The 23,533-nt window shown below is 69.6% G+C and carries 22 protein-coding genes and 1 tRNA gene; 11 read left to right on the top strand and 12 right to left on the bottom strand.

The genetic code is table 11. The features are described from left to right. Positions 1–49: 49 nt before the first annotated feature. The 4 genes from G3I71_RS25525 to phoU form a co-directional block, all read right to left on the bottom strand. Positions 50–298 carry an SCO4226 family nickel-binding protein gene (locus tag G3I71_RS25525; protein ID WP_164317616.1) on the bottom strand — a complete coding sequence of 83 codons (249 nt, stop codon included), beginning with the start codon at positions 296–298 and terminating at the stop codon, positions 50–52. Between the two features lie 123 nt (positions 299–421). Beyond that, positions 422–1,558, bottom strand: a complete 1,137-nt coding sequence (locus tag G3I71_RS25520; protein ID WP_343243077.1) for a substrate-binding domain-containing protein — start codon at positions 1,556–1,558, stop codon at positions 422–424. 313 nt (positions 1,559–1,871) lie between these two features. Further along, positions 1,872–2,024, bottom strand: a complete 153-nt coding sequence (locus G3I71_RS50395) for a hypothetical protein (protein WP_203731285.1) — start codon at positions 2,022–2,024, stop codon at positions 1,872–1,874. Between the two features lie 155 nt (positions 2,025–2,179). Then, on the bottom strand, positions 2,180–2,869 hold the full coding sequence (gene phoU, locus G3I71_RS25515; protein WP_164317614.1) for a phosphate signaling complex protein PhoU: 690 nt from the start codon (positions 2,867–2,869) through the stop codon (positions 2,180–2,182). Positions 2,870–3,072: 203 nt separating this feature from the next. Between phoU and G3I71_RS25510 the strand changes: the two genes are divergently transcribed. Further along, on the top strand, positions 3,073–4,398 hold the full coding sequence (locus G3I71_RS25510; protein WP_164317612.1) for a cell wall metabolism sensor histidine kinase WalK: 1,326 nt from the start codon (positions 3,073–3,075) through the stop codon (positions 4,396–4,398). Next, a complete protein-coding gene (locus G3I71_RS25505; protein ID WP_164317610.1) occupies positions 4,395–5,075 on the top strand; it encodes a response regulator transcription factor in 681 nt (226 codons plus the stop codon). Before G3I71_RS25510 ends, G3I71_RS25505 begins: the two co-directional genes overlap by 4 nt. A gap of 116 nt (positions 5,076–5,191) precedes the next feature. Here the strand turns inward: G3I71_RS25505 and G3I71_RS25500 are convergent, their stop codons facing one another. Then, positions 5,192–5,851: a copper chaperone PCu(A)C gene (locus G3I71_RS25500; protein WP_164317609.1), complete on the bottom strand. Its 660-nt coding sequence runs from the start codon at positions 5,849–5,851 to the stop codon at positions 5,192–5,194. A 641-nt stretch (positions 5,852–6,492) separates the two neighbouring features. On the opposite strand from G3I71_RS25500, the gene G3I71_RS25490 reads away from it, so the two are divergent. The 6 genes from G3I71_RS25490 to G3I71_RS25465 all read left to right on the top strand — a co-directional run bounded on the left by G3I71_RS25490 (position 6,493) and on the right by G3I71_RS25465 (position 13,007). Next, on the top strand, positions 6,493–6,975 hold the full coding sequence (locus G3I71_RS25490; protein WP_164317607.1) for a CarD family transcriptional regulator: 483 nt from the start codon (positions 6,493–6,495) through the stop codon (positions 6,973–6,975). A gap of 375 nt (positions 6,976–7,350) precedes the next feature. Continuing rightward, positions 7,351–8,103 (top strand): 2-C-methyl-D-erythritol 4-phosphate cytidylyltransferase, encoded by a 753-nt coding sequence (ispD, locus tag G3I71_RS25485; RefSeq protein ID WP_164317605.1) that lies wholly within the window; start codon positions 7,351–7,353, stop codon positions 8,101–8,103. Further along, on the top strand, positions 8,093–8,611 hold the full coding sequence (gene ispF, locus G3I71_RS25480) for a 2-C-methyl-D-erythritol 2,4-cyclodiphosphate synthase (RefSeq protein WP_164317603.1): 519 nt from the start codon (positions 8,093–8,095) through the stop codon (positions 8,609–8,611). Before ispD ends, ispF begins: the two co-directional genes overlap by 11 nt. A gap of 123 nt (positions 8,612–8,734) precedes the next feature. Beyond that, positions 8,735–10,138, top strand: coding sequence for a cysteine--tRNA ligase (cysS, locus tag G3I71_RS25475; RefSeq protein ID WP_164317601.1), 1,404 nt, complete (start codon positions 8,735–8,737; stop codon positions 10,136–10,138). Between the two features lie 109 nt (positions 10,139–10,247). Beyond that, positions 10,248–11,189 (top strand): 23S rRNA (guanosine(2251)-2'-O)-methyltransferase RlmB, encoded by a 942-nt coding sequence (rlmB, locus tag G3I71_RS25470; protein ID WP_164317599.1) that lies wholly within the window; start codon positions 10,248–10,250, stop codon positions 11,187–11,189. A 123-nt stretch (positions 11,190–11,312) separates the two neighbouring features. Then, positions 11,313–13,007 carry a DoxX family protein gene (locus G3I71_RS25465; RefSeq protein WP_164317670.1) on the top strand — a complete coding sequence of 565 codons (1,695 nt, stop codon included), beginning with the start codon at positions 11,313–11,315 and terminating at the stop codon, positions 13,005–13,007. Positions 13,008–13,127: 120 nt separating this feature from the next. Here the strand turns inward: G3I71_RS25465 and G3I71_RS25460 are convergent, their stop codons facing one another. The 4 genes from G3I71_RS25460 to G3I71_RS25445 form a co-directional block, all read right to left on the bottom strand. Continuing rightward, a complete protein-coding gene (locus G3I71_RS25460; protein WP_164317597.1) occupies positions 13,128–13,859 on the bottom strand; it encodes a nucleotidyltransferase family protein in 732 nt (243 codons plus the stop codon). Positions 13,860–14,051: 192 nt separating this feature from the next. Continuing rightward, positions 14,052–14,501, bottom strand: a complete 450-nt coding sequence (locus tag G3I71_RS25455) for a hypothetical protein (RefSeq protein WP_164317596.1) — start codon at positions 14,499–14,501, stop codon at positions 14,052–14,054. Positions 14,502–14,701: 200 nt separating this feature from the next. Further along, entirely contained in the window at positions 14,702–15,838 is a 1,137-nt protein-coding gene (locus G3I71_RS25450) for an ABC transporter ATP-binding protein (RefSeq protein ID WP_164317594.1), read from the bottom strand. Positions 15,839–16,164: 326 nt separating this feature from the next. Beyond that, on the bottom strand, positions 16,165–17,580 hold the full coding sequence (locus G3I71_RS25445) for an RNA-guided endonuclease TnpB family protein (RefSeq protein WP_164317592.1): 1,416 nt from the start codon (positions 17,578–17,580) through the stop codon (positions 16,165–16,167). A 177-nt stretch (positions 17,581–17,757) separates the two neighbouring features. Between G3I71_RS25445 and G3I71_RS25440 the strand changes: the two genes are divergently transcribed. Then, positions 17,758–17,831, top strand: a tRNA-Thr gene (locus G3I71_RS25440). 76 nt (positions 17,832–17,907) lie between these two features. Here G3I71_RS25440 and G3I71_RS25435 read toward each other — a convergent pair. Beyond that, positions 17,908–18,804, bottom strand: a complete 897-nt coding sequence (locus G3I71_RS25435) for an aminoglycoside phosphotransferase family protein (protein ID WP_343243076.1) — start codon at positions 18,802–18,804, stop codon at positions 17,908–17,910. Between the two features lie 33 nt (positions 18,805–18,837). Here G3I71_RS25435 and G3I71_RS25430 point away from each other — a divergent pair, with 33 nt between their 5' ends. Both G3I71_RS25430 and G3I71_RS25425 read left to right on the top strand, forming a co-directional pair. Further along, the gene (locus G3I71_RS25430) at positions 18,838–19,491 is read left to right on the top strand and encodes a rhomboid-like protein (protein ID WP_203731281.1); all 654 of its coding nucleotides are present in this window, start codon (positions 18,838–18,840) and stop codon (positions 19,489–19,491) included. A gap of 11 nt (positions 19,492–19,502) precedes the next feature. Beyond that, complete coding sequence (locus G3I71_RS25425) at positions 19,503–20,924, top strand: FAD-binding oxidoreductase (protein ID WP_164317590.1); 1,422 nt, start codon at positions 19,503–19,505, stop codon at positions 20,922–20,924. A gap of 116 nt (positions 20,925–21,040) precedes the next feature. Here G3I71_RS25425 and G3I71_RS25420 read toward each other — a convergent pair whose 3' ends face one another. Both G3I71_RS25420 and G3I71_RS25415 read right to left on the bottom strand, forming a co-directional pair. Next, positions 21,041–22,024: a zinc-binding dehydrogenase gene (locus tag G3I71_RS25420; protein WP_164317588.1), complete on the bottom strand. Its 984-nt coding sequence runs from the start codon at positions 22,022–22,024 to the stop codon at positions 21,041–21,043. Between the two features lie 66 nt (positions 22,025–22,090). Beyond that, positions 22,091–23,329 carry an NAD(P)-binding protein gene (locus G3I71_RS25415; protein WP_239149347.1) on the bottom strand — a complete coding sequence of 413 codons (1,239 nt, stop codon included), beginning with the start codon at positions 23,327–23,329 and terminating at the stop codon, positions 22,091–22,093. Positions 23,330–23,533: the final 204 nt, after the last annotated feature.

Genomic DNA, 23,533 nt, shown 5'->3' with positions numbered 1-23,533 from the left:
GAAGTAGTGCCCGTCCCCTGCCCGCGACACCGGCGGGCAGGGGACCTCCTCAGACCGTCAGCGGAACCGGGTGGACCTCGTCCGCCGGGTGACCGGCGCGTTCGTGGATACGCCGGACCGCTTCCGCCGAGGGGGCCTCCGAGAGGCAGTAGACCGTGCCGGAGGCGGGATCCGCCCAGGCCTTCTCGAAGTGGACTCCCTCGTCCTTCTCGATGTCCAGGTCGGCCTGGTGGGCCTGGTTCAGCTGGTCGGCGGTGATGCCTTCCATGCCGTGGTGGACGTCCATGAACTGGGGCATGGCGTCGCACCTCCTATCCCTGATCCGGTCGCGCTTCCCGCTTCGGACGGTTCGCCTGCTCTCCATCCTCCGCCCGCACCACGGTCCCGGCGACCCAGCGACCCGGCAGGCGGCCCCCGGCGGCTACTTGAGGCCGATCTCCGCGCAGGCCGCCGCGTACTGCGGGGTGCAGATGTCCTGGATGGTGTAGATGCCGTCCTGGATCACGGTGTCCTTGATGTTTTCCTGCGTGAGGGCCACCACCGGTACCAGCTGCGACGGGATGCTCTTCGTCGTCGGGCTGTCGACGCTGTCGCGGGTCAGCGCGTCGAACTCGATCCCGCGGCCCTGGACCTTGGCCACCGCGATGGACGCGGCGTTGTTGGCCTCCAGGATGAACGACTTGTATACGCTCATGTACTGCTCGCCCGAGACGATCCGCTGCACCGCCGCCAGGTCCGCGTCCTGCCCGGTCACCGGCGGGATCTTCGAGGCACCCGCCTCCTTCAGCGCGTCGATGACCGCGCCGGCCATGCCGTCGTTCGCCGAGTAGACGGCGTCGATGTTGTTCAGCCCGACGGCCCTGATCGCCGCCTCCATGTTGGCCTTGGCGACCTCGGGCAGCCAGTCCTTGGTGTTGTACGACGCCGCGACCTGGACCTTGCCCTGGAGCTCGGTCATCGCGCCGTCCTTGAACAACGCCGCGTTCGGGTCCGTGAGCGAGCCGTTGATCATCACGATCTTGCTGTTCGCGGACTTGGCGCCGAGGGCCTCGATGACCGAGCGGCCCTGCACCTCACCGACGAGTTCGTTGTCGTGCGAGACGTACGCGTCGATCGGACCCTCCGCGAGCCGGTCGTACGCGATGACCGGTATGTCCGCGTCCTTGGCCTTCTCGATGGCCGACGCGATGGTCTTGGCGTCGATCGCGTCCACCACGAGGACGTCCACCTTCTCGGCGATCATCTCTTCGAGCTGCCGGTTCTGCTTGGCCTTGTCCGCCTCGGCGTTGGCGTAGAGGACCTTGCCCTTGCCGTTGGTGATGGCGAGGACCTGCTTCTTGAACAGCGGGTAGTCGAACTTCTCGAAGCGCTTCGTCTTCTTGTCGGGAAGCAGAAGCCCCACAGTGATGTCGTCGCCCTTCTTGGGCGCCGCGGAGCCGCTGCTGCCACTGGCGCTGTCGATCACACCGCACGCGGCGAGCGAGAAGGCCGAGGCGGCGGCCGTCACCGCGATGGCCGTACGGCGCACGGCGGTCCGACGAGGGGTACGAGCGTTCACGGCAGGTGCCTTCCAAGCGGGGAACAGCAGGACGAACCCAGATACAGATACGGAAGCCAACGCGGCTGCAGCACGTGACGTCAAGAAGTGCTGGTTAACGAGATGGCAACAGGGTGCCTGCTGTGCATGGACAGCACCTGAGCGTCAACTGCTGTGAAGAGTATGCCCGTTCAGCGACCGCCGAGGCCGTCCTCCACCGCCCCGGACCGGGGCGGACTGCCCCGCCGCACACAAACCTCACACAAAAGGACCCCATCTCCACAACGGGAGACAGGGTCCTCACGGACTCAGTGGTGCGGCTGGTGATACGCCGTCAGCCGCACTGGCAGGGGTTGCCCGACTGACACCCGCACCCGCAGCCGGAGCCGCAGCCGCAGGCGCCGAACAGGGGCAGGTTCTTGATCTCGGCGGGCTGTTGCGTCTCGCGTGTCTGCGTCGGGTCGGGCGTGCTGGGGGTCTCGGCCATGGGGCCCTCCTGGAGCCTGGATCCTGGAGACGGGTGCCTTCTCCCCATTGCATGCCCCTCCCGTCGGGCGCATCAACGGCGCACAGAGGCTCGCGGACACCTCGGCGGCGCGAGGGCCGGCCCCGCGCGCCCCCGCCGCGGAGCCGACCGGAGGCTTACGCGCCCTCGGCCCCGGTGGGCGGCTGCACGTCCTGCTGCAGCTCGTCCGCGTGCTCGCCCGTCACGAGGAACACCACACGCTTGGCGACCGACACCGCGTGGTCCGCGAAGCGCTCGTAGTAGCGGCCCAGCAGCGTGACGTCGACCGCCGTCTCGATGCCGTGCTTCCAGCGGTCCTCCATCAGGTGCCGGAAGAGCGTGCGGTGCAGCAGGTCCATCTCGTCGTCGTCCGTCTCCAGCTGCATCGCCAGGTCGACGTCCTTGGTGATGATGACCTCGGCCGCCTTCGCCATCAGGCGCTGCGCGAGCTGGCCCATCTCCAGGATCGTGGCGTGCAGGTCGCTCGGGACCGCGCGCTCCGGGAAACGCAGCCGGGCCAGCTTGGCGACGTGCTGGGCGAGGTCGCCCGAGCGCTCGAGGTCGGCGCTCATCCGCAGCGACGTGACAACGATCCGCAGGTCGGTGGCCACCGGCTGCTGGCGGGCCAGCAGCGCTATGGCGCGGCCCTCCAGGTCGTGCTGGAGCTCGTCGACCCTGGCGTCGGCCTCGATGACACTTTCGGCCAGCTTCAGGTCGGAGTCCAGGATCGCCGTCGTGGCACGCCCGATCGCCGACCCGACAAGTCGGGCCATCTCGACCAGACTATCGCCGATCGAGTCAAGTTCCTCGTGGTACGCGTCACGCATCAGGTGTCCCTCTCTTGACGTCCGTTCGGGGGCGAACAGCGGGCCCCGTGACCCCCACGCTCCCACGTTCGGCCCCGCACGCGTCCTTTTCCGCCCCGACAAATGAACCAATACTGGCTCCAAGGTGAACTCTGGGCGACGAGTGTTCGAGGTCGCACTCTCTTGGCTGTGGCCGGGACGCATCCCATGCCTAACCTGGCTGCATGGACGTGAACGCGGCGGTCGCCGCAGCGGCAGCGATCGCCGGGGTGCTCACCGGCGTCATCGCCATGCTGGCGTTCCGCTGGAGCGAGCGCGACCAGAGACGCCCCACCCGAACCTCCCTGCACACCGACCCCGTACTGCCGCCCGGCGTCGACACGGTGCTGTCCGTGCTGCGCTCCTCGGCCGTCGTACTCGACGAGGCCGACGCCGTCGTCAAGGCCAGCTCGGCGGCGTACGCCCTCGGACTGGTCCGCGGCGGAAAGCTCTCGGTGGAGCCGATGCTCCAGATGGCCCGCGACACCCGGCGCGACGGCGAGATACGCCAGGTCGAGCTGGACCTCCCCAGGCGCGGCACCGGACGCGGCGAGGCCCTCGCGGTCTCCGCCCGCGTCGCCCCGCTCGGCTCACGGCTCGTACTCCTCCTCGTCGAGGACCTCACCGAGGCCCGGCGCATCGAGGCCGTACGGCGCGACTTCGTCGCGAACGTCAGCCACGAGCTCAAGACCCCCACCGGCGCCCTCTCCCTCCTCTCCGAGGCCGTCATGGGCGCCTCGGACGACCCGGAGGCCGTCGAACGCTTCGCCGGCCGCATGCAGATCGAGGCCACCCGGCTGACCAGCCTCGTCCAGGAACTCATCGACCTCTCCCGGGTGCAGAACGACGACCCGCTGGAGGACGCCGAACCGGTCCGCGTCGACGAACTCGTCGCCGAGGCCGTCGACCGCTGCCGCCACCAGGCCGGCGCCAAACAGATCACCATGGCCGCCGGCGGCACCGCCGACCTGCGCGTCTGGGGCAACCGCGGCCAGCTCGCCGCCGCCCTCGGCAACCTCGTCGAGAACGCCGTCAACTACTCGCCCTCCACCACCCGCGTCGGCATAGCGGCCCGCCAGGTGAACGCGCCGGGCGGTGACCTGATCGAGGTCGCCGTGACCGACCAGGGCATAGGCATCTCCGACAAGGACAAGGAACGCATCTTCGAGCGCTTCTACCGCGTCGACCCGGCCCGCTCCCGCGCCACCGGCGGTACGGGCCTCGGGCTGGCGATCGTCAAGCACGTGGCCGCCTCGCACGGCGGGGAGGTCACGGTGTGGAGCTCCGAGGGCCAGGGCTCCACCTTCACCCTGCGGCTGCCGGAGGCGGCCACCGGCCGCCGAGCCCGCGCGAACCGGCCGCACCTGTACGACCATGACTCACACCCCGAGTCACTCCCAGACTCCGACCCCGCATCCGGGGACGGACCGTCCGACCCCGGCGAAGTGGCCGACCGGACCACCGGTACATCCCCTTACGATCCGCTTCACGCCCCGGAGGTCCATCCGTGACCCGAGTGCTCGTCGTCGAGGATGAGGAATCCTTCTCCGACGCCCTTTCGTACATGCTCCGCAAGGAGGGCTTCGAGGTCGCCATCGCGGCCACCGGCCCCGACGGACTCGACGAGTTCGAGCGCAACGGCGCCGACCTCGTCCTGCTCGACCTGATGCTGCCGGGCCTGCCCGGCACGGAGGTCTGCCGTCAGCTGCGCGTCAAGTCCAACGTCCCGGTGATCATGGTCACCGCCAAGGACAGCGAGATCGACAAGGTCGTCGGCCTGGAGATAGGGGCCGACGACTACGTCACCAAGCCCTTCTCCTCCCGCGAACTGGTCGCACGCATCCGCGCCGTCCTGCGCCGCCGGGGCGAGCCCGAGGAGGTCAGCCCGGCCGCGCTGGAGGCCGGCCCGGTCCGGATGGACGTGGACCGCCACGTGGTCACCGTCTCCGGTGCCAAGATCGACCTCCCGCTCAAGGAGTTCGACCTGCTGGAGATGCTGCTGCGCAACGCCGGCCGCGTACTGACCCGTATGCAGCTCATCGACCGGGTCTGGGGCGCCGACTACGTGGGCGACACCAAGACCCTCGACGTCCACGTCAAGCGCCTGCGCGCCAAGATCGAGCCGGACCCGGGCGCGCCCAGGTACCTGGTGACGGTCCGCGGTCTCGGATACAAGTTCGAGCCGTAAACCGACCCGCACACGTACGCGTGCATGTCGAAAGGGCGGGACCTCCTGGAGAGGTCCCGCCCTTCGGCGTACGCGCGCGTGTCCGAGGGCCTGTCGGCCGTCGGACACGCTCTTACCTACTGACCGGTCGTCGCCGAGGTGCTCGGGGAGGCCCCGTCGGCGGGCGCCCCGGCCTCTTCGGACGTGCTCGGGGAAGCCGACGTCGCCGGCTCGCCCGAGGTGGAGGCGGAGGGCGAGGCGGCGACGTCCGCCGGTGTCTCCGGGACCTCGGTCGCGCCCCACGAGGCGTAGAAGCCCTCGGCCGGGACGACGAACGCGCGCAGGCTCACGTCACCGGTCTTGCTGAACACGAAGGTGATCTTCTGCGCGTTGCCGTCCTGGATCGCCTCGCGGCTGCTCGGCAGCACGGCGGAGGCGTTGTTCTTGCCCCCGATGACGAGCGAACCGCCGGCCGGGATGCTCAGGTCCTTGCCCTCGGCGGGCTTCAGCTCGGCGGTCTTGCCGGTGCCGGGGACGGTGATCGACTCCAGCGTCTGGGCGGTGTCGCCGGTGTTGAACACCGTCGCGGAGACGGCGGCCGGGCCGGTCGACTCCAGCTCCGACGGGGTGATGACGACGACGTTCTGCAGCTTGATGTCGCCGACGGTCGTGGCCGCGTTGTCCGGCTTGACCTCCAGCGTCTGGGCGTTGTTTCCGGCTGCGCACCCGGCGAGCGTGGCGACCGAGAACGCGAGGGCGGATGCGGCGAGGGCGCCGCGTCGAAGGCTGCTGCTCACGGCGCCTGCAACTCCTTGGAACGCACGGGCAGCTCCTTGTAAAGCGGCCCTAAGTGACTGTCAGCGGCCTTAGGTTACCGAGCCGTTCCCGCACCGCTGCACCCGACCCGCCTCTAGGGGCGGGTCGGAGGTGTCGCCTCAGAAGAAGGCGGGTGCCTCATGAGCCACTTCGACATTCACATAAGTGCCATCGCGGGGGCTTGCGGATTTCCGGTGAAGGAATGAGCGCATCCGGAAATAGATCACCGCCGGATCACCTGTAGATCATCCGCTTGGCCGTCTACGGACATCGACCGGACATCGGTCCGGACATCGGCCACCGTGATCAATTCCGGATTCGCCCCGTGCCCGACTCCGCTCACCGAACGGAGTAGCGGAAGTCGCACACCTGGAAGTGGACATAAGTGGATGTTTGGTCGCCTGGTGGGGTGTCCGGGTGCGTGTAACGCCCGGGTTTCACTTCGTTCGGAGAGCCGCTCCGACCTGCGAATACCCCCGCCGCCCTCGCCTCCGGGACCCTGTCGAAGCACGTTCCTGTTGCAGTTGTCAAGCCCCGAGATGTGCCCTGACCTGCGAAAACGTCATTCAGAAGCCGTCGTTTCCGTGTTACCCTGGATAGCCACGGAAGGGGTACCTGTCACATGACGTTCAAGGTTGGCGACACCGTGGTCTATCCCCATCACGGGGCCGCGCTGATCGAGGCTATCGAAACTCGCCAGATCAAAGGCGTGGACAAGATCTACTTGGTGCTGAAGGTCGCCCAGGGTGACCTGACGGTACGCGTGCCGGCGGACAATGCGGAGTTCGTCGGCGTACGTGATGTGGTTGGTCAGGAAGGGCTGGACCGGGTCTTCGAGGTCCTGCGCGCTCCGTATGCCGAGGAGCCCACGAACTGGTCGCGTCGTTACAAGGCAAATCTCGAGAAGCTCGCCTCCGGCGATGTCATCAAGGTCGCGGAAGTCGTCCGTGACCTGTGGCGTCGTGAGCGTGAGCGCGGACTGTCCGCCGGTGAGAAGCGCATGCTCGCCAAGGCTCGCCAGATCCTGGTGAGTGAGCTCGCGCTGGCGGAGAACACGAACGAGGACAAGGCCGAGGCACTGCTCGACGAGGTGCTCGCGTCCTGACTCTGATCTGAACGCAGGCCCTGAAAAGCCGGCTCACTCAGCTCAGCAGCGCAATTGAAATGCCGCGGTGCCCGATGACGTATCCAATGTCGCCGGGCGCTGCGGCATGTTCGTGCCCGGATGTTCTGCCGCGTATCCGAGACACCATTTGACGCAACTGACGCACTGGCACCATCAACGGATTCCTACGGGCAGTGGATTCCCCGCGGTCACAGTTTCTCCGCGGTCTGCCAGTAGCACTGAAGTACTGATACTTGGTGCCGGGCCCGGAGCAGGCTCGACCGGATGTCACGGAAGGGTCCGATCGAGGCTCGCGCCCGGCACTCCTCCAGGCCATACCCACGAGGGCTCGGCACACAAACCTGACAGGAACCGATGTCTGACGAATCGCGCCCCGCACCGCCCGGGGCACGTACGGCCGCGGTGATTCCGGCCGCCGGCCGGGGCGTACGCCTCGGCCCGGGCGCCCCCAAAGCGCTTCGAGCGCTGAACGGCACGCCCATGCTCGTCCACGCGGTACGCGCGATGGCCGCGTCCCGCGCCGTCTCGCTGGTCGTCGTCGTGGCCCCGCCGGACGGCGCCGCCGAGGTGAAGACCCTCCTCGACGCCCACTCGCTGCCCGAACGCACGGACTTCCTCGTCGTACCCGGCGGCGAGACCAGGCAGGAGTCGGTGAAGCTCGGCCTGGACGCGCTGCCGCCCGGCATCGACATCGTCCTCGTACACGACGCCGCCCGCCCGCTCGTACCGGTGGACACCGTCGACGCGGTGATCGAGGCCGTACGGGAGGGTGCGCAGGCCGTGGTCCCGGCGCTGCCGCTCGCGGACACCGTCAAGGAGGTCGAGCCGGCCACGACGCCCGGGGAACCGGAACCGGTGGTGGCGACGCCGGAGCGGGCACGACTGCGGGCGGTCCAGACACCGCAGGGTTTCGCGATCGACACCCTCGTACGGGCCCACGAGACGGTCACCGACAACGTTACCGACGACGCGAGCATGGTCGAACAACTGGGCCTGCGGGTCGTGGTCGTGCCCGGCCACGAGGAGGCCTTCAAGGTGACGAGGCCGCTCGATCTGGTGCTGGCGGAAGCGGTACTGGCCCGCAGGAGGCTCAACGATGGCTTCTGAGCCTTCCGTACCTTCGGTGTCGGGGCCGGTGCTCCTGCCCCAGGTCGGCATCGGTACCGACATTCACGCTTTCGAGGAGGGCCGGGAGCTGTGGTGCGCCGGCCTGAAGTGGGAGGGCGAGGGGACGGGCCTCGCCGGTCACTCCGACGCGGACGTCGTCGCCCACGCCGCGTGCAACGCGCTGTTCTCGGCGGCCGGCCTCGGCGACCTCGGGCAGCACTTCGGCACCGGCCGCCCGGAGTGGTCCGGGGCATCCGGGGTGACGCTGCTGACGGAGGCGGCACGGATCGTACGGGCGGCGGGGTTCACCATCGGCAACGTCGCCGTGCAGGTGGTGGGGCCCCGGCCGAAGATCGGCAAGCGGCGCGAGGAAGCGCAGAAGGTGCTGTCGGAAGCGGTGGGTGCGCCGGTGTCGGTCTCCGGCGCGACGACGGACGGGCTCGGTTTTCCGGGACGCGGGGAAGGGCTCATGGCGGTGGCCACGGCACTGGTCGCCCGTACGGGCTGACATGACTCAGGGTGCGGGGGATCCGGGGGCGCGGCCCCGGTGGCGTCAGCGCAATGTCACGAATATGTGGCCCTTGTGCACAAGGGTCGCAAGGCACCGGGTGCAGGCCACTACCCTGGTCCCGTGACCATTCGCCTGTACGACACCAGCGCCCGGCAGATTCGTGACTTCGCCCCGCTCACGCCGGGTTGTGTCTCGATCTACCTCTGTGGCGCCACCGTGCAGGCCGCCCCGCACATCGGGCATATCCGGTCCGGCCTCAACTTCGACATCCTGCGCCGCTGGTTCACCTACCGCGGGTACGACGTCACGTTCATCCGCAACGTCACCGACATCGACGACAAGATCATCAGGAAGGCCGCCGAGCAGGAGCGCCCCTGGTGGTCCATCGGTTTCGAGAACGAGCGCGCCTTCAACGACGGTTACGCCGCCCTCGGCTGCCTGCCCCCGACCTACGAGCCGCGTGCCACCGGGCACGTGACCGAGATGGTCGAGATGATGCGCGGGCTCATCGAGCGCGGACACGCGTACGAGGCCGACGGGAACGTCTACTTCGACGTGCGCTCCTTCCCCGGCTATCTGCAGCTGTCCAACCAGGAACTCGACAACCTGCTCCAGCCCTCCAGCGACGGCGAGACCGGCAAACGCGACTCCCGTGACTTCGCCATGTGGAAGACCGCCAAGCCCGGCGAGCCGACGTGGGAGACGCCCTGGGGGCGGGGACGGCCCGGCTGGCACCTCGAGTGCTCCGCCATGGCCCACAAGTACCTGGGCACCGCCTTCGACATCCACGGCGGCGGCCTCGACCTGATCTTCCCCCACCACGAGAACGAGATCGCCCAGGCCAAGGCCTTCGGCGACGACTTCGCGTCGTACTGGCTGCACAACGCGTGGGTCACCATGAGCGGCGAGAAGATGTCGAAGTCCCTCGGCAACTCCGTCCTGGTCAGCGAGATGGTCAAGGCCTGGCGGCCCATCGTCCTGCGCTACTACCTCGGCACCCCGCACTACCGCTCGATGATCGAGTACAGCGACGACGCCCTGCGCGAGGCCGAGTCGGCGTTCGCCCGGATCGAGGGGTTCGTGCAGCGCGTCGTCGAGAAGGCCGGGGGCGTCGTCGAGCCCGCCGCCGAGGTGCCGCCCGCCTTCGCCGAGGCCATGGACGACGACCTGGGCGTGCCGCAGGCCCTCGCCGTCGTCCACACCACCGTCCGGCAGGGCAACTCCGCCCTCGCCGCCGACGACAAGGAAGCCGCCGTCGCCCGGCTCGCCGAGGTGCGCGCCATGCTCGGCGTCCTCGGCCTCGACCCCCTCGACCCGCACTGGGTCGGGGAGGCCGGTGACCGGGGCGAGGACCTGCACGGCGTCGTCGACAGCCTCGTACGACTCGTCCTCGACCAGCGTGAGGCCGCCCGCGGGCGTAAGGACTGGGGGACCGCGGACGCCATCCGCGATCAGCTCAACCAGTCCGGCCTCGTCATCGAGGACGGCCCGCAGGGGCCGCGCTGGACCCTCGGACCGCGCTGAGTATTTCCTCTTATATGCGTGCATTTCCTTGATCGATTGTGCCGCTCGGGTTTCCGGGCGGCACACTCATAGACGTACACACGCACGTCCACACACAGACAGGTAGGTCATGGCCGCTAACAACCGCCGCATGTCCGGCAAGAAGGGCGCGCAGGTCGGCAGTGGCGGCCAGCGGCGCCGGGGCCTTGAGGGCAAGGGCCCGACGCCGCCCGCCGAGGCGCGCAAAAAACACAAGAAGAACCGTATTGCCAATGCCAAGGCCAAGCAGATCCAGCGGCGGCCCGCATCCAAGGGGCGCGGCGGGAAGGCCACCTCCGAACTCGTCGTCGGGCGCAACCCGGTCGTCGAGGCGCTGCGCGAGGGCGTCCCCGCCACCACGCTCTACGTCCAGCAGTTCATCGACAACGACGAGCGCGTGCGCGAAGCGCTCCAGCTCGTCGCCGAGCGCGGCGGCATCCACCTGATGGAAGCCCCCCGGCCCGAGCTCGACCGGATGACCAACGGCCTCAACCACCAGGGGCTCGTGCTCCAGGTCCCGCCGTACGTGTACGCCCACCCCGAGGACCTCGCCAACGCCGCCTACGACAACGGCGTGGACCCCCTCATCGTCGTCCTCGACGGTGTCACCGACCCGCGCAACCTCGGCGCCGTCGTCCGCTCCGTCTCCGCCTTCGGCGGCCACGGCGTCGTCGTGCCCGAGCGGCGCGCGGCCGGTATGACCGCCGGCGCCTGGAAGACCTCCGCAGGGGCCGCCGCCCGTACGCCCGTCGCCCGCGCCACCAATCTGACGCGCACCCTGGAGGCGTACCAGAAGGCCGGGATCGTCGTCGTCGGGCTCGCCGCCGACGGCAACGCCGAACTCGGCGACCTGCCCGCCCTCGGCGGACCCGTCGTCATCGTCGTCGGCAGCGAGGGCAAGGGCCTGTCCCGGCTGGTCGGGGAGACCTGCGACCACCTCGTACGGATCCCGATGCCCGGTGGCACCGAGTCCCTCAACGCCGGTGTCGCCGCCGGGATCGTGCTGTACGAAGCGGCCCGCCGACGCGCCTGAACACGCGTGCGCGACGTCACCCGTGCGGGGGAATCCGGGCGGGTGACGTGACCTTGACGCGGTCCGGACACATCCGCCAAGTCAAAGCAGTGTCCTAACCTCACGTCACTCGGTTAGATGAGTGTGGACACCAGAACACCCCTCACACCCACGGGGGACCGCTCGTCGGGATACGACGACGCTCCCGCGCTGAGCATGGTGAAGGTGCCGAGCGATCCGGCGCAGGTCATCGTCAACCATGCGAGTTTCCGCGTGCAGTTGGGGGCCTCGACGCGGCGGGCGGCACCGTCCGCCCGCGTCGCCCGGCACCTCGGCGCCTCCGAGGAAACGGCGCGCATCCCCGTCGCAGGCGCCGGCGGCGCCACGGCCGTCCGACGCCGGGCACCCGTCGTCTGGAGCGGCAAGTCGGCGCCCGACGACACCGGCGCCCACCGGCTGCTCCAGGCCGTACGGGGCTCCAGCGTGCGCCACGGCGAACAGCCGCCGGCCACCGACGCCGGAGCGACGCAGGTCATCCCCCGTATCGACGACGAACTCGACTACGCCGGCAGCACCCTCGACCAGACCGTCGAGACACCCATCGTCGGCAGCCAGCGCACCCACGGCTCCGACCGCCTGCTCCCCAACATGCGCACCACCGGCAGCGCGTACGAGGAGGCCGGGTACGGCCAATCCGGCTACGACGACGGCGAGTTCGGCTACGACGGCGACGACGCCTACGAGCGGGACGCCGACGGACGACGCACCGGCGCCAGACGCCACCCCAACGACCCCGTACGGCACGCCTATTACCCCGGCCGCCGGATGAACCTCGGCGTCGTCCTGCTCCCGCTCCGCATCTTCCTCGGCTTCATCTCCATCTACGCCGGCATGGGCAAGCTCTGCGACCCCGTCTACTTCGACGGCGGCAAACGCGGCTCCATGATGAAGTGGCTCAACACCCTTCACCCCTGGGAAGTCGCCGAGCCACTGAGGCAGTTCGCCCTCCAGCACCCTGTCGGCTCCGGACTCGTCATCGCCTTCCTCCAGGTCATCGTCGGGGTCCTCACGGTCCTCGGCCTGTGGCAGCGGGTCGCCGCAGTCGGCGGCGCGCTGCTCTCCGCCGCGCTGCTCGTCACCGTCAGCTGGAAGAGCGTCCCCGTCTACGACGCCCCCGACATCATCTACCTGGCCGCCTGGTCGCCGCTGATCATCGCCGGCGCCCCCGTCTACTCCATCGACGGCCGCCTCGCCGGCAGCGCCTGGCGCCGACTCGGCCCCCGTACGGACATCTGGGAGCTGCGGAGTTACGTCCTGCGCCGCGGCGCCCTCGTCACGGCCGTCGTCATCGGGCTCACGCTCCTCATCGGCTCGCTCCTCGGCGGCGCCGTCCGAGACGCCGACCGCGTGGTCGTCCCCGGCCCCGGCGAGGCCCCGCGCAACGAACTCCCCGGCTCCCCGCTCCCGGAGCAGTCCGGCGAGCGCCGTGCCTCGAAGAGCCCCTCGGCGGCCACCAAGTCCCCGACCCAGAAGGCCACTTCGGCCAGCCCCACCACCGGCGACGCCGCGACCACCCCTCAGGAGGCCCGCGAGAGCGGCAGCGTCACCGGAAGCCGGCCCAGCCAGACCCAGGGCAGTGCCGGCCAGGCCCCGCCGCAGCAGACCACCCCGACCCAGCAGGCGCCCAGCACCACCGCCGGACCGTCCTCGTCGGGTGGCACGGGCACCCCGGGCGGCACCAACGGCGGCTCCACGGGCGGCAGCACAGGCGGCAGCGACGGCAGCACCGGCGGCTCCTCCACGGGCCAGCCAGGGCTGGTGGGCGGCCTCCTCGGCTAGCAACAACCCGCCTGCGTAGGGCGGTTACGTCGGTGGGGTCCCGCACTTTCCCAGTGCGGGACCCCACCGACGTAACCGCCCTACGCACAAAGCCCTTTGGCGACCCGCCGACTCAACGGCTCAACGGCCCAGCGCCGCCAGCTCCTTCGCGGCCTCCGTGAGGTCCTTCGCCGTGTCGATCGCGCGCCAGTAGGCGCCGTGCGGGATCGTGAAGCCGGCCAGGCGGAGTTCGCGGGCCAGGTGGGGGAACGTGGTGCGCTCGTGGTCTCCGCGCTCAGGGAGCAGGGCGGCGAACTCGGCGGAGAAGACGTACACGCCCGCGTTGATCTCGAAGGTCGACGGAGGGGACTCGATGAAGTCCGTGATGCGGCCGAAGCCGTCCGTCTGCACGGCACCCCACGGCAGACGGGGGCGGGCCAGCGCGAGGGTCGCGACGGCGTCCCGCTCGGCATGGAAGTCGGCCATGTCGCGCAGCGAGAAACGCGTCCAGATGTCGCCGTTGGTGGCGTACCAGGGCTTTTCCGGGGCGGGGAGGTGCGCGGCGGCGTACTTGAGGCCGCCGCCACGGCCGAGAGGCTCGGTCTCGACGACCGTCGTGACGTTCAGCGGCAGATCGGCGCTCTCCAGCCACTTCTGGAGGACCTCGGCGAGATGGCCACAGCTGACCACGACGTCCGTCACGCCCTCCTCGGCGAGCCAGACGAGCTGATGGCCGATGATCGGCGTCCCCGTGCCGGGGATCTCGACCATCGGCTTGGGCCGGTCGTCGGTGTAGGGGCGGAGCCGGGAGCCCTGGCCGCCGGCGAGGACCACGGCCTGGGTGGGGCGCGACGTGGCGTTCGGATCGGTCATGTCCGAACTGTACGGGGCGCTCCGCGGGTTTCGCGGGGCAGGTGGGGCGGGACTGTGGGCGAGGCTGTGGTGGGGATTCTGCGGGTCGGTGGGGGCTGGTCGCGCCCACGCGGCGGAGCCGCATATTGGACAGAGCCCCGCGCCCCTGTCAGGCGTGCCCCTACGGGGCGCCTGACAGGGGCGCCTGACGGTTTAGCTGTGGGCTGCCGCCACTCCCGTGGCGAAGGACGTGTCGCAGACCGGGCGGGCGTACGACTGGGCGCGTGACGGGCCGTACATGCGGACCGCTGCACGGCCCAGAGAACGGGCGATCGAGGTGCAGTGCCTCGCCAGCGACGGGCGGCCGTTCACCGCCTGCTGCAGGTGGGTGAGGGCGGTGCCGGGATCCTTCTCCTGGAGCTCCAGGAGAAGCTGGTCGCGCAGGACGTCCTGCGGTGCGGGGGCGGCGGCGGCCCGGGCGGCCAGGTCCTCGGAGGAGGCGGTGAGCACCGAGTCCGAGGGATTCCCCGACCAGTTGACTCGGGTGACCGCGAGGGTCCCGGACAGCACCAGGACGACGGGCAGGACAAGGGCGAGGCTACGGCCGATCCGGCGGGCGGGGCCACGGCCACTTCGCGTCAGTTGGTTAGTGGAGTGCTTCACGCGAGTGAGGGTAGCGCTCAGTGCTGATTTGGCGACATTCAGTCACCCAATCGGGGGATGGATTGGCGCCAATTTGTGGGTAGGGCGTTGACGTACGCGATTCGAAACGACCGGTCTGCCGGGATATCGGGCTTCCGGCCGGCGGGCGCGCGAAGGGCCCCGCGGCAAGCCGCGGGGCCCTTCGGTGTTCAGATCGCGTCTCAGTCGGTGAGGCGCTCGCCCGTGGAGGTCGAGAACACGTGGATCTCGCCCGGCTGCGGCACGACGTGGAGCGTGGCGCCCTTGTCCGGGACGGCACGGCCGCTGACGCGGACGACCAGGTCACGGAGCTCGCCGTCGACCTTGGCGCTGCCGTAGACATAACCGTCGGCGCCCAGCTCCTCGACGACGTTCACTGTGACGGCGAGACCGGCCGGAGCGTCCGCCGTGTCCTTGGTCAGGGCGTCGGCGGCGGCACTGTTGTGCTCGACGATGTCGAAGTGCTCCGGACGGACGCCGACCGTGACGGTGGTGTCACCCTTGTCGGAGGCGGCCTTGAGAGCCTCGCGGTTGACCGGGACGACCGAGTTGCCGAACTTCACGCCACCGTCGGCGATCGGGACCTCGATCAGGTTCATCGCCGGCGAGCCGATGAAGCCGGCCACGAAGAGGTTCTTGGGGCGGTCGTACATGTTGCGCGGCGAGTCGACCTGCTGGAGCAGACCGTCCTTCAGCACGGCCACCCGGTCGCCCATGGTCATGGCCTCGACCTGGTCGTGGGTGACGTACACGGTGGTGATGCCGAGGCGGCGCTGCAGCGACGCGATCTGCGTACGCGTCGACACACGGAGCTTGGCGTCGAGGTTCGACAGCGGCTCGTCCATGAGGAACACCTGGGGCTCACGCACGATGGCACGACCCATGGCGACACGCTGACGCTGACCACCGGAGAGCGCCTTCGGCTTACGGGCCAGGTAGTCCGTGAGGTCGAGGATCTTCGCCGCGTCCTCGACCTTCTGACGGATCTCGGCCTTGTTGACACCGGCGATCTTGAGCGCGAAGCCCATGTTGTCGGCGACCGTCATGTGCGGGTACAGCGCGTAGTTCTGGAACACCATCGCGATGTCCCGGTCCTTCGGCGGCAGGTGCGTGACGTCGCGGTCACCGATGTGGATCGAGCCGGCGTTGACGTCCTCAAGACCCGCGAGCATGCGCAGGGAGGTGGACTTTCCGCAGCCGGAGGGACCGACGAGGACGAGGAACTCGCCATCCGCGACATCGAGCTCGAGCTGGTCGACGGCGGGCTTGTCGCCACCCGGGTAGATGCGGGTCGCCTTGTTGAACGAAACAGTGGCCATGGGTACTAGGCCCCCTTCACCGGCAGGAACGTGCCGGACGATCCGTAGTGGAAGGTGGTGTAGTCCACGTACGCGGACTGAATCTGGACGGTACCCGGGGTTTCGACGTCTGTCAGTAGCTGGGGGAGTGTGAACTTCGCGGAAATTTTCGAGACGGAAACCTATGAGATGACCGAGCAATCGCCTTTTGACCTGGCCTCGCGGCTTCCTGCTTCATCACGCACCGCCGACGCACACAGCCCTCAAGAACTGCGCCCGAACGGTCTTACACGCGCTCCACAGGCATTCCGGCCGACGGCCCGTCGGTCCGTACCACCCAGCCGCCCCTAAGCGGCCAGCAGGCAGTCCTCCAGCTCCGACGCCCTGATCAGCGCCGGTACTCCCTTCGAGGGCGGCAGCCCGGCCGCCACCAGCCAATACAGCCGCAGCCCCTCGTCCCGAAGGTTCACAGCCGCATTCACATCCCGGTCATGGACGACCCCACACTCGGCACACGTCCACTCCCGCACCGAGACATCCAGCTTCGGACCCTTGGTATGACAGCCGGAGCAACGCCGTGTGGAGGGGAAGAACCGGTCGACGATCACCAGCGTCCGCCCGTACCACTCGCACTTGTACCGCAGCTGCCGCAACAACTCACCCCACCCGGCATCGAGGATCGCCTCGTTCAGCTTCGCCTTACGCCGCCGACCCTTGCCACGCGCCCGACGCATCAGGTTCTCAATGGCCAGATCCTCCACCACGAGCACTTGGTTCTCGCGCACCAGGCGGGTCGTGAACTGGTCCAACATGTCCTTGCGTACGTCACTGATGAGCGCGTAGAGACGCGCGATCTTCTGCCTCACCTTGTCCCGGTTGGCCGAACCCCTCACCTTCTTGTGCAACTCCCGCTGCAACCGAACCAACTTCTCCGCGTACCGCCTCAACAGACGCGGATGATCGACCTTCGTCCCGTCATCCAGAGTGACGAGCGACGCCAACCCCAGATCCAGCCCCACCGCCCTCGGCGCCCGCGAACCCGGCACAAACGCAGCGGGGAGAGGCGCAATCCGCTCCTCCACGAGCGTCGACACGAAGTAACGCCCCGCCCGGTCCCGCGTCACCGACAGACGCACCGGCACGACCCCCGCAGGCAGCGCCCGCGACCAACGAACATCCAGCGGCCCCGACTGCTTCGCCAGCGTGATCAACCCCGTACCCGGCCGCTCCGGATCCTCGGCCCACCTGAACCCCGTCCGCACATACGTCGCCGAATCCCGCGACCGCCCCTTCCTCTTCCGCTGCGGATGCTTCCCCGACCCCTTTAAGAACCGCCCGAACGCCTGATCAAGATGCCGCAACGACTGCTGAAGCACCGTCGAAGACACCTCCCCGAGCCACCCCGTCCCCTCCACCCGCTTCCAGCCCGTCAACGCCCGGCACGACTCCGCGAACCCCACATTCACCCGGTGCCGCTCCCACGCCCCGGACCGCAGCGCCAGCCCCTCGTTGTAGACCCACCGACAGGCACCGAACGTCTTCCCCAACTGCTCCGCCTGCTCGGCGGTCGGATAGAAGCGGAAGCGGTACAGACGGTGCCGCGTCTCCGGCTCCTTGACGTGCCCCTTCAGCGGAGTCGCCGCGCGCTGGTGGTGCTTGCGACGGTCGCCGATACCGAGGGCCTCACGCTTGATCCGCTCGGCCTCCTCGCCCGTCACCGCTTCCAGCCCCGGCTTCTCCACCGACTTCCCCGGCTCCCCCATGAATCCCTCCCCGACGATCCGATCTTCGGAACAGCACGTCAGGGCGATCAACGAACGGGTGCGCGGATGGTTACGTTTGGTTTTCGAGACCGAGGTCAGCCGCGAACTCCGTGGCTCGGGGCATCGCGCTCTGTGTACAGTGGAGCCGCCTCCGCGTACGGCGTTGTGGTGCGCGGTGCCTCCTTAGCTCAGCTGGAACGAGCAGCTCACTTGTAATGAGCAGGTCATCGGTTCGAATCCGATAGGGGGCTCAACAGCCCAGGTCAGCCCCAAGCTGGCCTGGGCTTCTTCGTGTTCGCGCCCGTGTGATGCCGGGGCTATGACTGGTCAGACGCGCAGCCGTCGCACGATTTCCAGGTCCGTCTCCTCCAGCGGATCCCCGTCCTCGATGTTCCACAGGGCGTTCTGCAGCACCCTGGCGAGGGTCCACGCGCGTGCCCGTTCCCGGTCCAGGGTCAGGGCCTCCGTCAGGGCGTCGAAGCGCCAGAGGATGTCGGCGGGGTCGAAGCGGTTGTTGAGGGCCGGCCAGAGGTCGAAGGCCGGGTCTCCCGCCAGGGGTTTCGGGTCGATCGCCAGCCAGGGGGCGCGGGTGGCGGCGAGGACGTTCTCGTCGTGGAGGTCCCAGTGGAGGAGGCGGTCGCCGGGGTCGGGGGCGACTTCGCGCAGGGCCGCCGCGCAGTCCTGGAGGAGGGTGCGGGCCTCGGGGTCCGGGATCCGGGGGAGTGTTTGTGGTGCTCGGTCCAGCATTCGTGCCGCGATGTCGCCGAGGCGGCGGATGCCCGGTGGGGCCGGTATTGCCGTGAGGTGGGTCAGTAGGTCGGCGATGATCAGGGTGGCTTCGTGGGCGTCGGGGTGGTGGGAGAGCATTCGGGTGTGGTCGAGGCGTTCCAGGAGCATCGTTCCGGTGGTGGGGTCGTGGTCCAGGAGGTGTACCGCGTGGTCGCCGTTCCAGAGGCGCAGGGCGGTCGGTTCGCCCTCGCTCTCGTCGTCCAGGAGCTGGAGTTTCAGGACGGCCGGGGTGTCGTCGGGGCGGAGTACCGGGAGGACCAGGGCCGTTACGCCGTGCATGGTCCGGCCGTCGACGCGTAGGTTCCAGCGGTCGAGGAAGTCGTTGGCGCGGGCCGGGAGCGCGGTGATGAAGGCGCGGCCCGCCTCGCCGTTGTACTTGAGCTGGGTGGCGGCCAGTTCGTCAGGGACGTGGATGTGGATGGGGACGGGGATCACTGGCCGACTTTATGTGCGTGAGTAAATTGAGGCATGCGAATTCCGGTGGGTCCGCGTGGGGTGTGGGCGTACGTCCGTAGTGCTCCGGGCACCTACGTGTGGCTGCTCGTCCTGTTCCTCACGACTGTGGCGGTGCATCACATGTCGGCGGAGTTCCAGGAGGAGTTCCTGCGGCAGCGGTCGACGAACATCAATGAGCTGTCGGACCATCCGGTGCGTGTGCTGATCTCCAGTGCGATGTGGATCGACGGGTGGTGGACCCCGTATCTGGTGCTGTATTCGGTGTTTCACGCGTCGGTCGAGCGGTGGTTGGGGACCGTGCGGTGGCTGGTCGTGTGGGTGAGTGCTCATGTGCTGGCGACGTTGGTCAGTCAGGGTGCGGTGTGGCGGGCGATCCGGGACGGTTCGGCGCCTGCGTCGGCGGCGGACACGATGGATTTCGGGGTGAGTTACGGGCTGGCGGGGGTCGTGGCCGTGTTCGCGTATCGGATCGCGCGGCCGTGGCGGTACGTGTATGTGGTGGGCGTTGTCGGTGTGTACGGGGTGCCGCTTCTCGGCTCGCCGACGTTCACCGATCTGGGGCACTTCACTGCGGCGCTGATCGGGTTCGCCTGCTGGCCGTTGACGCGTGGGCGGGGTGTGGAGGTGCGGAATCCGAAGGAGACATCGGGGGCGGTGAGGCGTTAACGTCCGGCGCTATGAGCAGCGCGGATGGCGGTTCGGGTGCGGTCGGTGGGCACGTCGACGGGCGGGTTTCGTTCTGGTACGCGCAGGACGGTCTGCCCGCCCCGCGTGCGCCTCTCGACGGGGACGCGACGGCGGATGTCGTGATCGTCGGGGGTGGGTACACGGGGTTGTGGACGGCGTACTACCTGAAGAAGGCGGCGCCGTTTCTCCGGATCGTCGTACTGGAGAAGGAGTTCTGCGGGTACGGGGCTTCGGGGCGCAACGGGGGCTGGCTGTACAACGGGATCGCGGGGCGGGACCGGTACGCGCGCGTGCACGGTCAGGAGGCGGCCGTACGGCTTCAGCGGGCCATGAACGACACCGTCGGTGAAGTGGTGCGGGTGGCGGGGGCGGAGGGCATCGATGCCGACATCCGTCGCGGGGGTGTGCTGGAAGTCGCTTGTACGCCTGCCCAGTTGGCGCGGCTGAGGGACTTCCACGAGGTGGAAGTGTCGTACGGGGAGGACAACCGTGAGTTGTACGGCGCCGACGCGACCGCCGAGCGGGTGCGGGTGGCGGGTGCTCTGGGGTCGTCGTGGACGCCGCACGGGGCGCGGTTGCATCCGGTGAAGCTGGTCAGGGGGCTTGCGGCGGCGGTCGAGGCGCTGGGCGTTGTGGTTCGTGAACAGACGCCGGTGACGGAGATCCGGGCGCGGCACGCGGTGACGCCGTACGGGACGGTTCGCGCGCCCTATGTGCTGCGCTGTACGGAGGGCTTCACGGCGTCGTTGAAGGGCCAGCGGCGGACCTGGCTACCGATGAACTCGTCGATGATCGCGACGGAGCCGTTGACGGACGCGCAGTGGGAGTCGGTCGGTTGGGAGGGGCGGGAGGCGCTGGGGGACATGGCGCACGCGTACATGTATGCGCAGCGGACGGAGGACGGGCGGATCGCGTTGGGTGGGCGTGGGGTGCCGTACCGGTTCGGGTCGCGGACGGACAACGACGGGCGTACGCGGGCGGCGACGGTGGAGGCGTTGCGGGAGATTCTCGTGCGGTTCTTTCCTTCGCTGGGTGGTGTGCGGGTGGCGCACGCGTGGTCGGGGGTGTTGGGCGTGCCGCGGGACTGGTGTGCCACGGTGACGCTGGACCGGTCGACGGGGTTGGGGTGGGCGGGCGGTTACGTCGGTTCCGGGGTCGCTACCGCCAATCTCGCGGCGCGGACGTTGCGGGATCTGGTGCAGTTGGACTCGGGGCAGGCGGGGCGTACCGAGCTGACCGATCTGCCGTGGGTGGGGCATCGGGTGCGGAAGTGGGAGCCGGAGCCGTTGCGGTGGCTGGGGGTGCGGGGGATGTACGTCACGTACCGGGCGGCGGATCGGCGGGAGTCGGCCGGGGGTGGTGAGCGGTCGTCGCGGCTGGCTCGGGTGGCGGACCGGGTGGCTGGGCGGTAGGTGGGGCGTGGCGGTGGTGCAGGGGCAGGGGCAGCTGGTTACGGCTCCAGCGCCCTCTGCCGGTCGTGGCGCGGTTTCGGAGGACGCGGTGGGTGGGGGGCGAGGAGAGCCGCTGGTCATGGTTCCAGCACGACCTTGCCGGTTGTGGCGCGGTTTTCGAGGGCTCGGTGGGCGGCGGCTGCCTCGGTGAGGGGGAAGCGGTGGATGGCCGGGGTCAGGCGGCCGGTGGCGGCTTCGGTGAGGGCGCGGAGTTCCAGGGTGCGGAGGGGGTTGGGGCCGCCTGTCTTGGCCAGCATGGCCGGGCCGAGGACCTGTTGGGAGACGCCCTCGATCAGGTAGGGGCCGCCGCCGGTGTGGATGCCTTCGCCGGACCGGCCGAAGACGAGGTGTTGTCCGGTGGGGGAGAGGAGGGCTGTGGCTTCGCGGGCGATGTCGCCGCCCACGCCGTCGAAGACGACGGTGGCGGACCGGCCGCCGAGGTAGGCGCGGAGCTTCTCCGGCCATGCGGGGTCCGTGTAGTCGACGGCGAGATCGGCGCCGTTCGCCGCGACCTGGGCCGTCTTCGCCGGGCCTCCGGCCAGGCCGATCACGGTGGCGCCGGCGTGCCGGGCGTACTGCACGAGAAGGGTGCCGATGCCGCCCGCGGCGGCCGGGACGACGGCCACGGAGTCGGGGCCGAGGTCGGTGAACTGCAGGATTCCCATCGCCGTACGCCCTGTGCCGATCATCGCGACGGCCTGGGCGAAGTCGAGGTCTGCCGGGATCTCGTGCAGGCGTTCCATGTCGGTGACGGCGAGTTCGGCGTATCCGCCGGGCTGGAAGCCGAGGTGGGCGGTGACCCGCTTGCCGAGCCACAGGTGCGGGGTGCCCTCGCCGAGGGCGTCGACGGTGCCGGCGACCTCGCGGCCGGGGACGGTCGGCAGCGGGGTGGGCGCGGGTGCCGGGCCCTGGATGCCCTCGCGGAGGGCTGTGTCCAGGAGGTGTACGCCGGCTGCGGCGACGGCGATACGGACCTGGCCCGGACCGGGTGCCGGGTCCTCGACCTGTTCGTGGGTGAGGTTCTCGGCGGGGCCGAAGGTGTGCAGGCGGATGGCGTGCATGAGGGGTCCCCCAGGTGTGTGGCCAGGTGTGTGGCCTTGTGTTCGGGCTGCTGCCACTCTTCAACCTCATGCTTGCTTGAGGTCAAGAGGGTTGAGAGGGCCGAGGGGGTCGAGGTGGTCGTGGCGGCCACGGTTTCGTCGGGTGCCCAGTACCAGTGATACGGCGGTCAGCGCGCTGTTGAACGAGACCTCCGCGAGGACGCCGGGGGCGGCCACCTGGTCGCCCGCGAGATAGACACCGTCGCCGCGTTCGATCGCGGGCCGGTCGCGCCAGCTCGTACCCGGGAGGTCGACCGCGCCGGTGCGGCCGTTCGCGGTGGCCTCGCGGCGCCAGGTGACGCGGTCGCGCCAGCCGTCGAAGGCCAGGTCGAGTACTTGTTCGGCGCGGGCGATGCCTTCGGCGCGGGAGGCGTGCGGTGCGATCGGGAACTGGCCCTGGAGGAGCTGCTCGCCGGCCGGGGCGAGGGTGCGGTCCTGCGCGGTGAAGCGTTCCAGCCAGCCGGGTGCGTCCAGGTCGGAGACGACGAAGGGGTCGCCGCGCCGGGTCCGTACGGCGAGGTCGAGGAGGACCGTACGGGCGCCGGGCCAGGTGAGGGTGTCGTCGCGCAGGAGGTGCCGGGCGGCGTCGAGGGAGGTGGCGACGATGACGGGTGTGTCCTTGGGGAGCGTGTCGACGCGGGACAGGGTCTCCACCCGTACGCCCATGTTCCAGGCGCGGGCGGCCATCCGGTCGATGACGCTGCCCCAGCCGCCGCGCGGGTGGTGGGCCTCGGGCGGGAGGGTGGCGACGCGGCGCAGGCGTTCCTGTACGAAGGCGGCGGACAGGGTGCCGGGGTCGTGGTGGAAGAGGGCGACGGCGGAGTAGTGCGCGGCGGCCCGGGCGCCCTTCTCGCCCGCCTGCTCGGTGGCCCAGGTCATGAAGTCGACGTCCGTGGGCGCCTGTCGGGCGCTGTGGCGGAGGAGCTTGAGCATCGCGAGGGGTGGGGTGCGGCGCAGGGCGCCCTGGTGGCGGAAGTGGAAGCGGGCGGCTTCGAGGGGCGGGAGCGGGGCGAGTGGGCCGATGAGGTCGCGCCGGGTGAGCCAGGTCCAGTGCGGGCCGCCGCTGTAGAGGGCGTGCGGGCCCTCGTTCGTACGGTACGGCTCCTCGGCGGTGCGGCCACGGCCGCCGAGGGTGTGATGGGCCTCGTGCACGGTGACCTTGGCGCCCGCCTCGGCGGCCGCGATGGCGGCGGTGAGACCGGTGAAGCCGCCGCCGATGACGGTGAGGGGGGTGCGGGTGCGGGCGTGAGTACGGACCGGGTGCATGTCTGGGGTCTCCCTGCGGTGGGCGCCTTTCTGCTTTCTGCCGGCGCTTGTTGCCGGTACGACCGATCGAGGGCGTCGGAATGTGACATGGGGGCGGGGGAGACAGATTTGTGCAGGTCAGGGGGATTGTCAGTGGTGGGGTGCAGGATGGGGGCATGGCGAGGCGAGTGATGGATGGCGTGGGCGGAGCGGGTGGCGTGGGTG

Origin of the sequence: Streptomyces sp. SID12501 (genome assembly GCF_010550245.1) — a bacterium.
Classification (GTDB): Bacteria; Actinomycetota; Actinomycetes; order Streptomycetales; family Streptomycetaceae; genus Streptomyces.
This window is presented reverse-complemented; position numbering and strand designations above follow the sequence as displayed.

What these genes read in the sequence shown, in the direction of transcription:
- G3I71_RS25445 (WP_164317592.1), bottom strand. Translation starts at nt 17,580, where the DNA reads ATGGGGGAGCCGGGGAAGTCGGTGGAGAAGCCGGGGCTGGAAGCGGTG.
- G3I71_RS25490 (WP_164317607.1), top strand. Translation starts at nt 6,493, where the DNA reads ATGACGTTCAAGGTTGGCGACACCGTGGTCTATCCCCATCACGGGGCC.
- ispF (WP_164317603.1), top strand. Translation starts at nt 8,093, where the DNA reads ATGGCTTCTGAGCCTTCCGTACCTTCGGTGTCGGGGCCGGTGCTCCTG.
- phoU (WP_164317614.1), bottom strand. Translation starts at nt 2,869, where the DNA reads ATGCGTGACGCGTACCACGAGGAACTTGACTCGATCGGCGATAGTCTG.
- G3I71_RS25525 (WP_164317616.1), bottom strand. Translation starts at nt 298, where the DNA reads ATGCCCCAGTTCATGGACGTCCACCACGGCATGGAAGGCATCACCGCC.
- G3I71_RS25430 (WP_203731281.1), top strand. Translation starts at nt 18,838, where the DNA reads ATGCGAATTCCGGTGGGTCCGCGTGGGGTGTGGGCGTACGTCCGTAGT.
- G3I71_RS50395 (WP_203731285.1), bottom strand. Translation starts at nt 2,024, where the DNA reads ATGGCCGAGACCCCCAGCACGCCCGACCCGACGCAGACACGCGAGACG.
- G3I71_RS25415 (WP_239149347.1), bottom strand. Translation starts at nt 23,329, where the DNA reads ATGCACCCGGTCCGTACTCACGCCCGCACCCGCACCCCCCTCACCGTC.
- rlmB (WP_164317599.1), top strand. Translation starts at nt 10,248, where the DNA reads ATGGCCGCTAACAACCGCCGCATGTCCGGCAAGAAGGGCGCGCAGGTC.
- G3I71_RS25420 (WP_164317588.1), bottom strand. Translation starts at nt 22,024, where the DNA reads ATGCACGCCATCCGCCTGCACACCTTCGGCCCCGCCGAGAACCTCACC.
- G3I71_RS25510 (WP_164317612.1), top strand. Translation starts at nt 3,073, where the DNA reads ATGGACGTGAACGCGGCGGTCGCCGCAGCGGCAGCGATCGCCGGGGTG.
- G3I71_RS25460 (WP_164317597.1), bottom strand. Translation starts at nt 13,859, where the DNA reads ATGACCGATCCGAACGCCACGTCGCGCCCCACCCAGGCCGTGGTCCTC.
- ispD (WP_164317605.1), top strand. Translation starts at nt 7,351, where the DNA reads ATGTCTGACGAATCGCGCCCCGCACCGCCCGGGGCACGTACGGCCGCG.
- G3I71_RS25450 (WP_164317594.1), bottom strand. Translation starts at nt 15,838, where the DNA reads ATGGCCACTGTTTCGTTCAACAAGGCGACCCGCATCTACCCGGGTGGC.
- G3I71_RS25425 (WP_164317590.1), top strand. Translation starts at nt 19,503, where the DNA reads ATGAGCAGCGCGGATGGCGGTTCGGGTGCGGTCGGTGGGCACGTCGAC.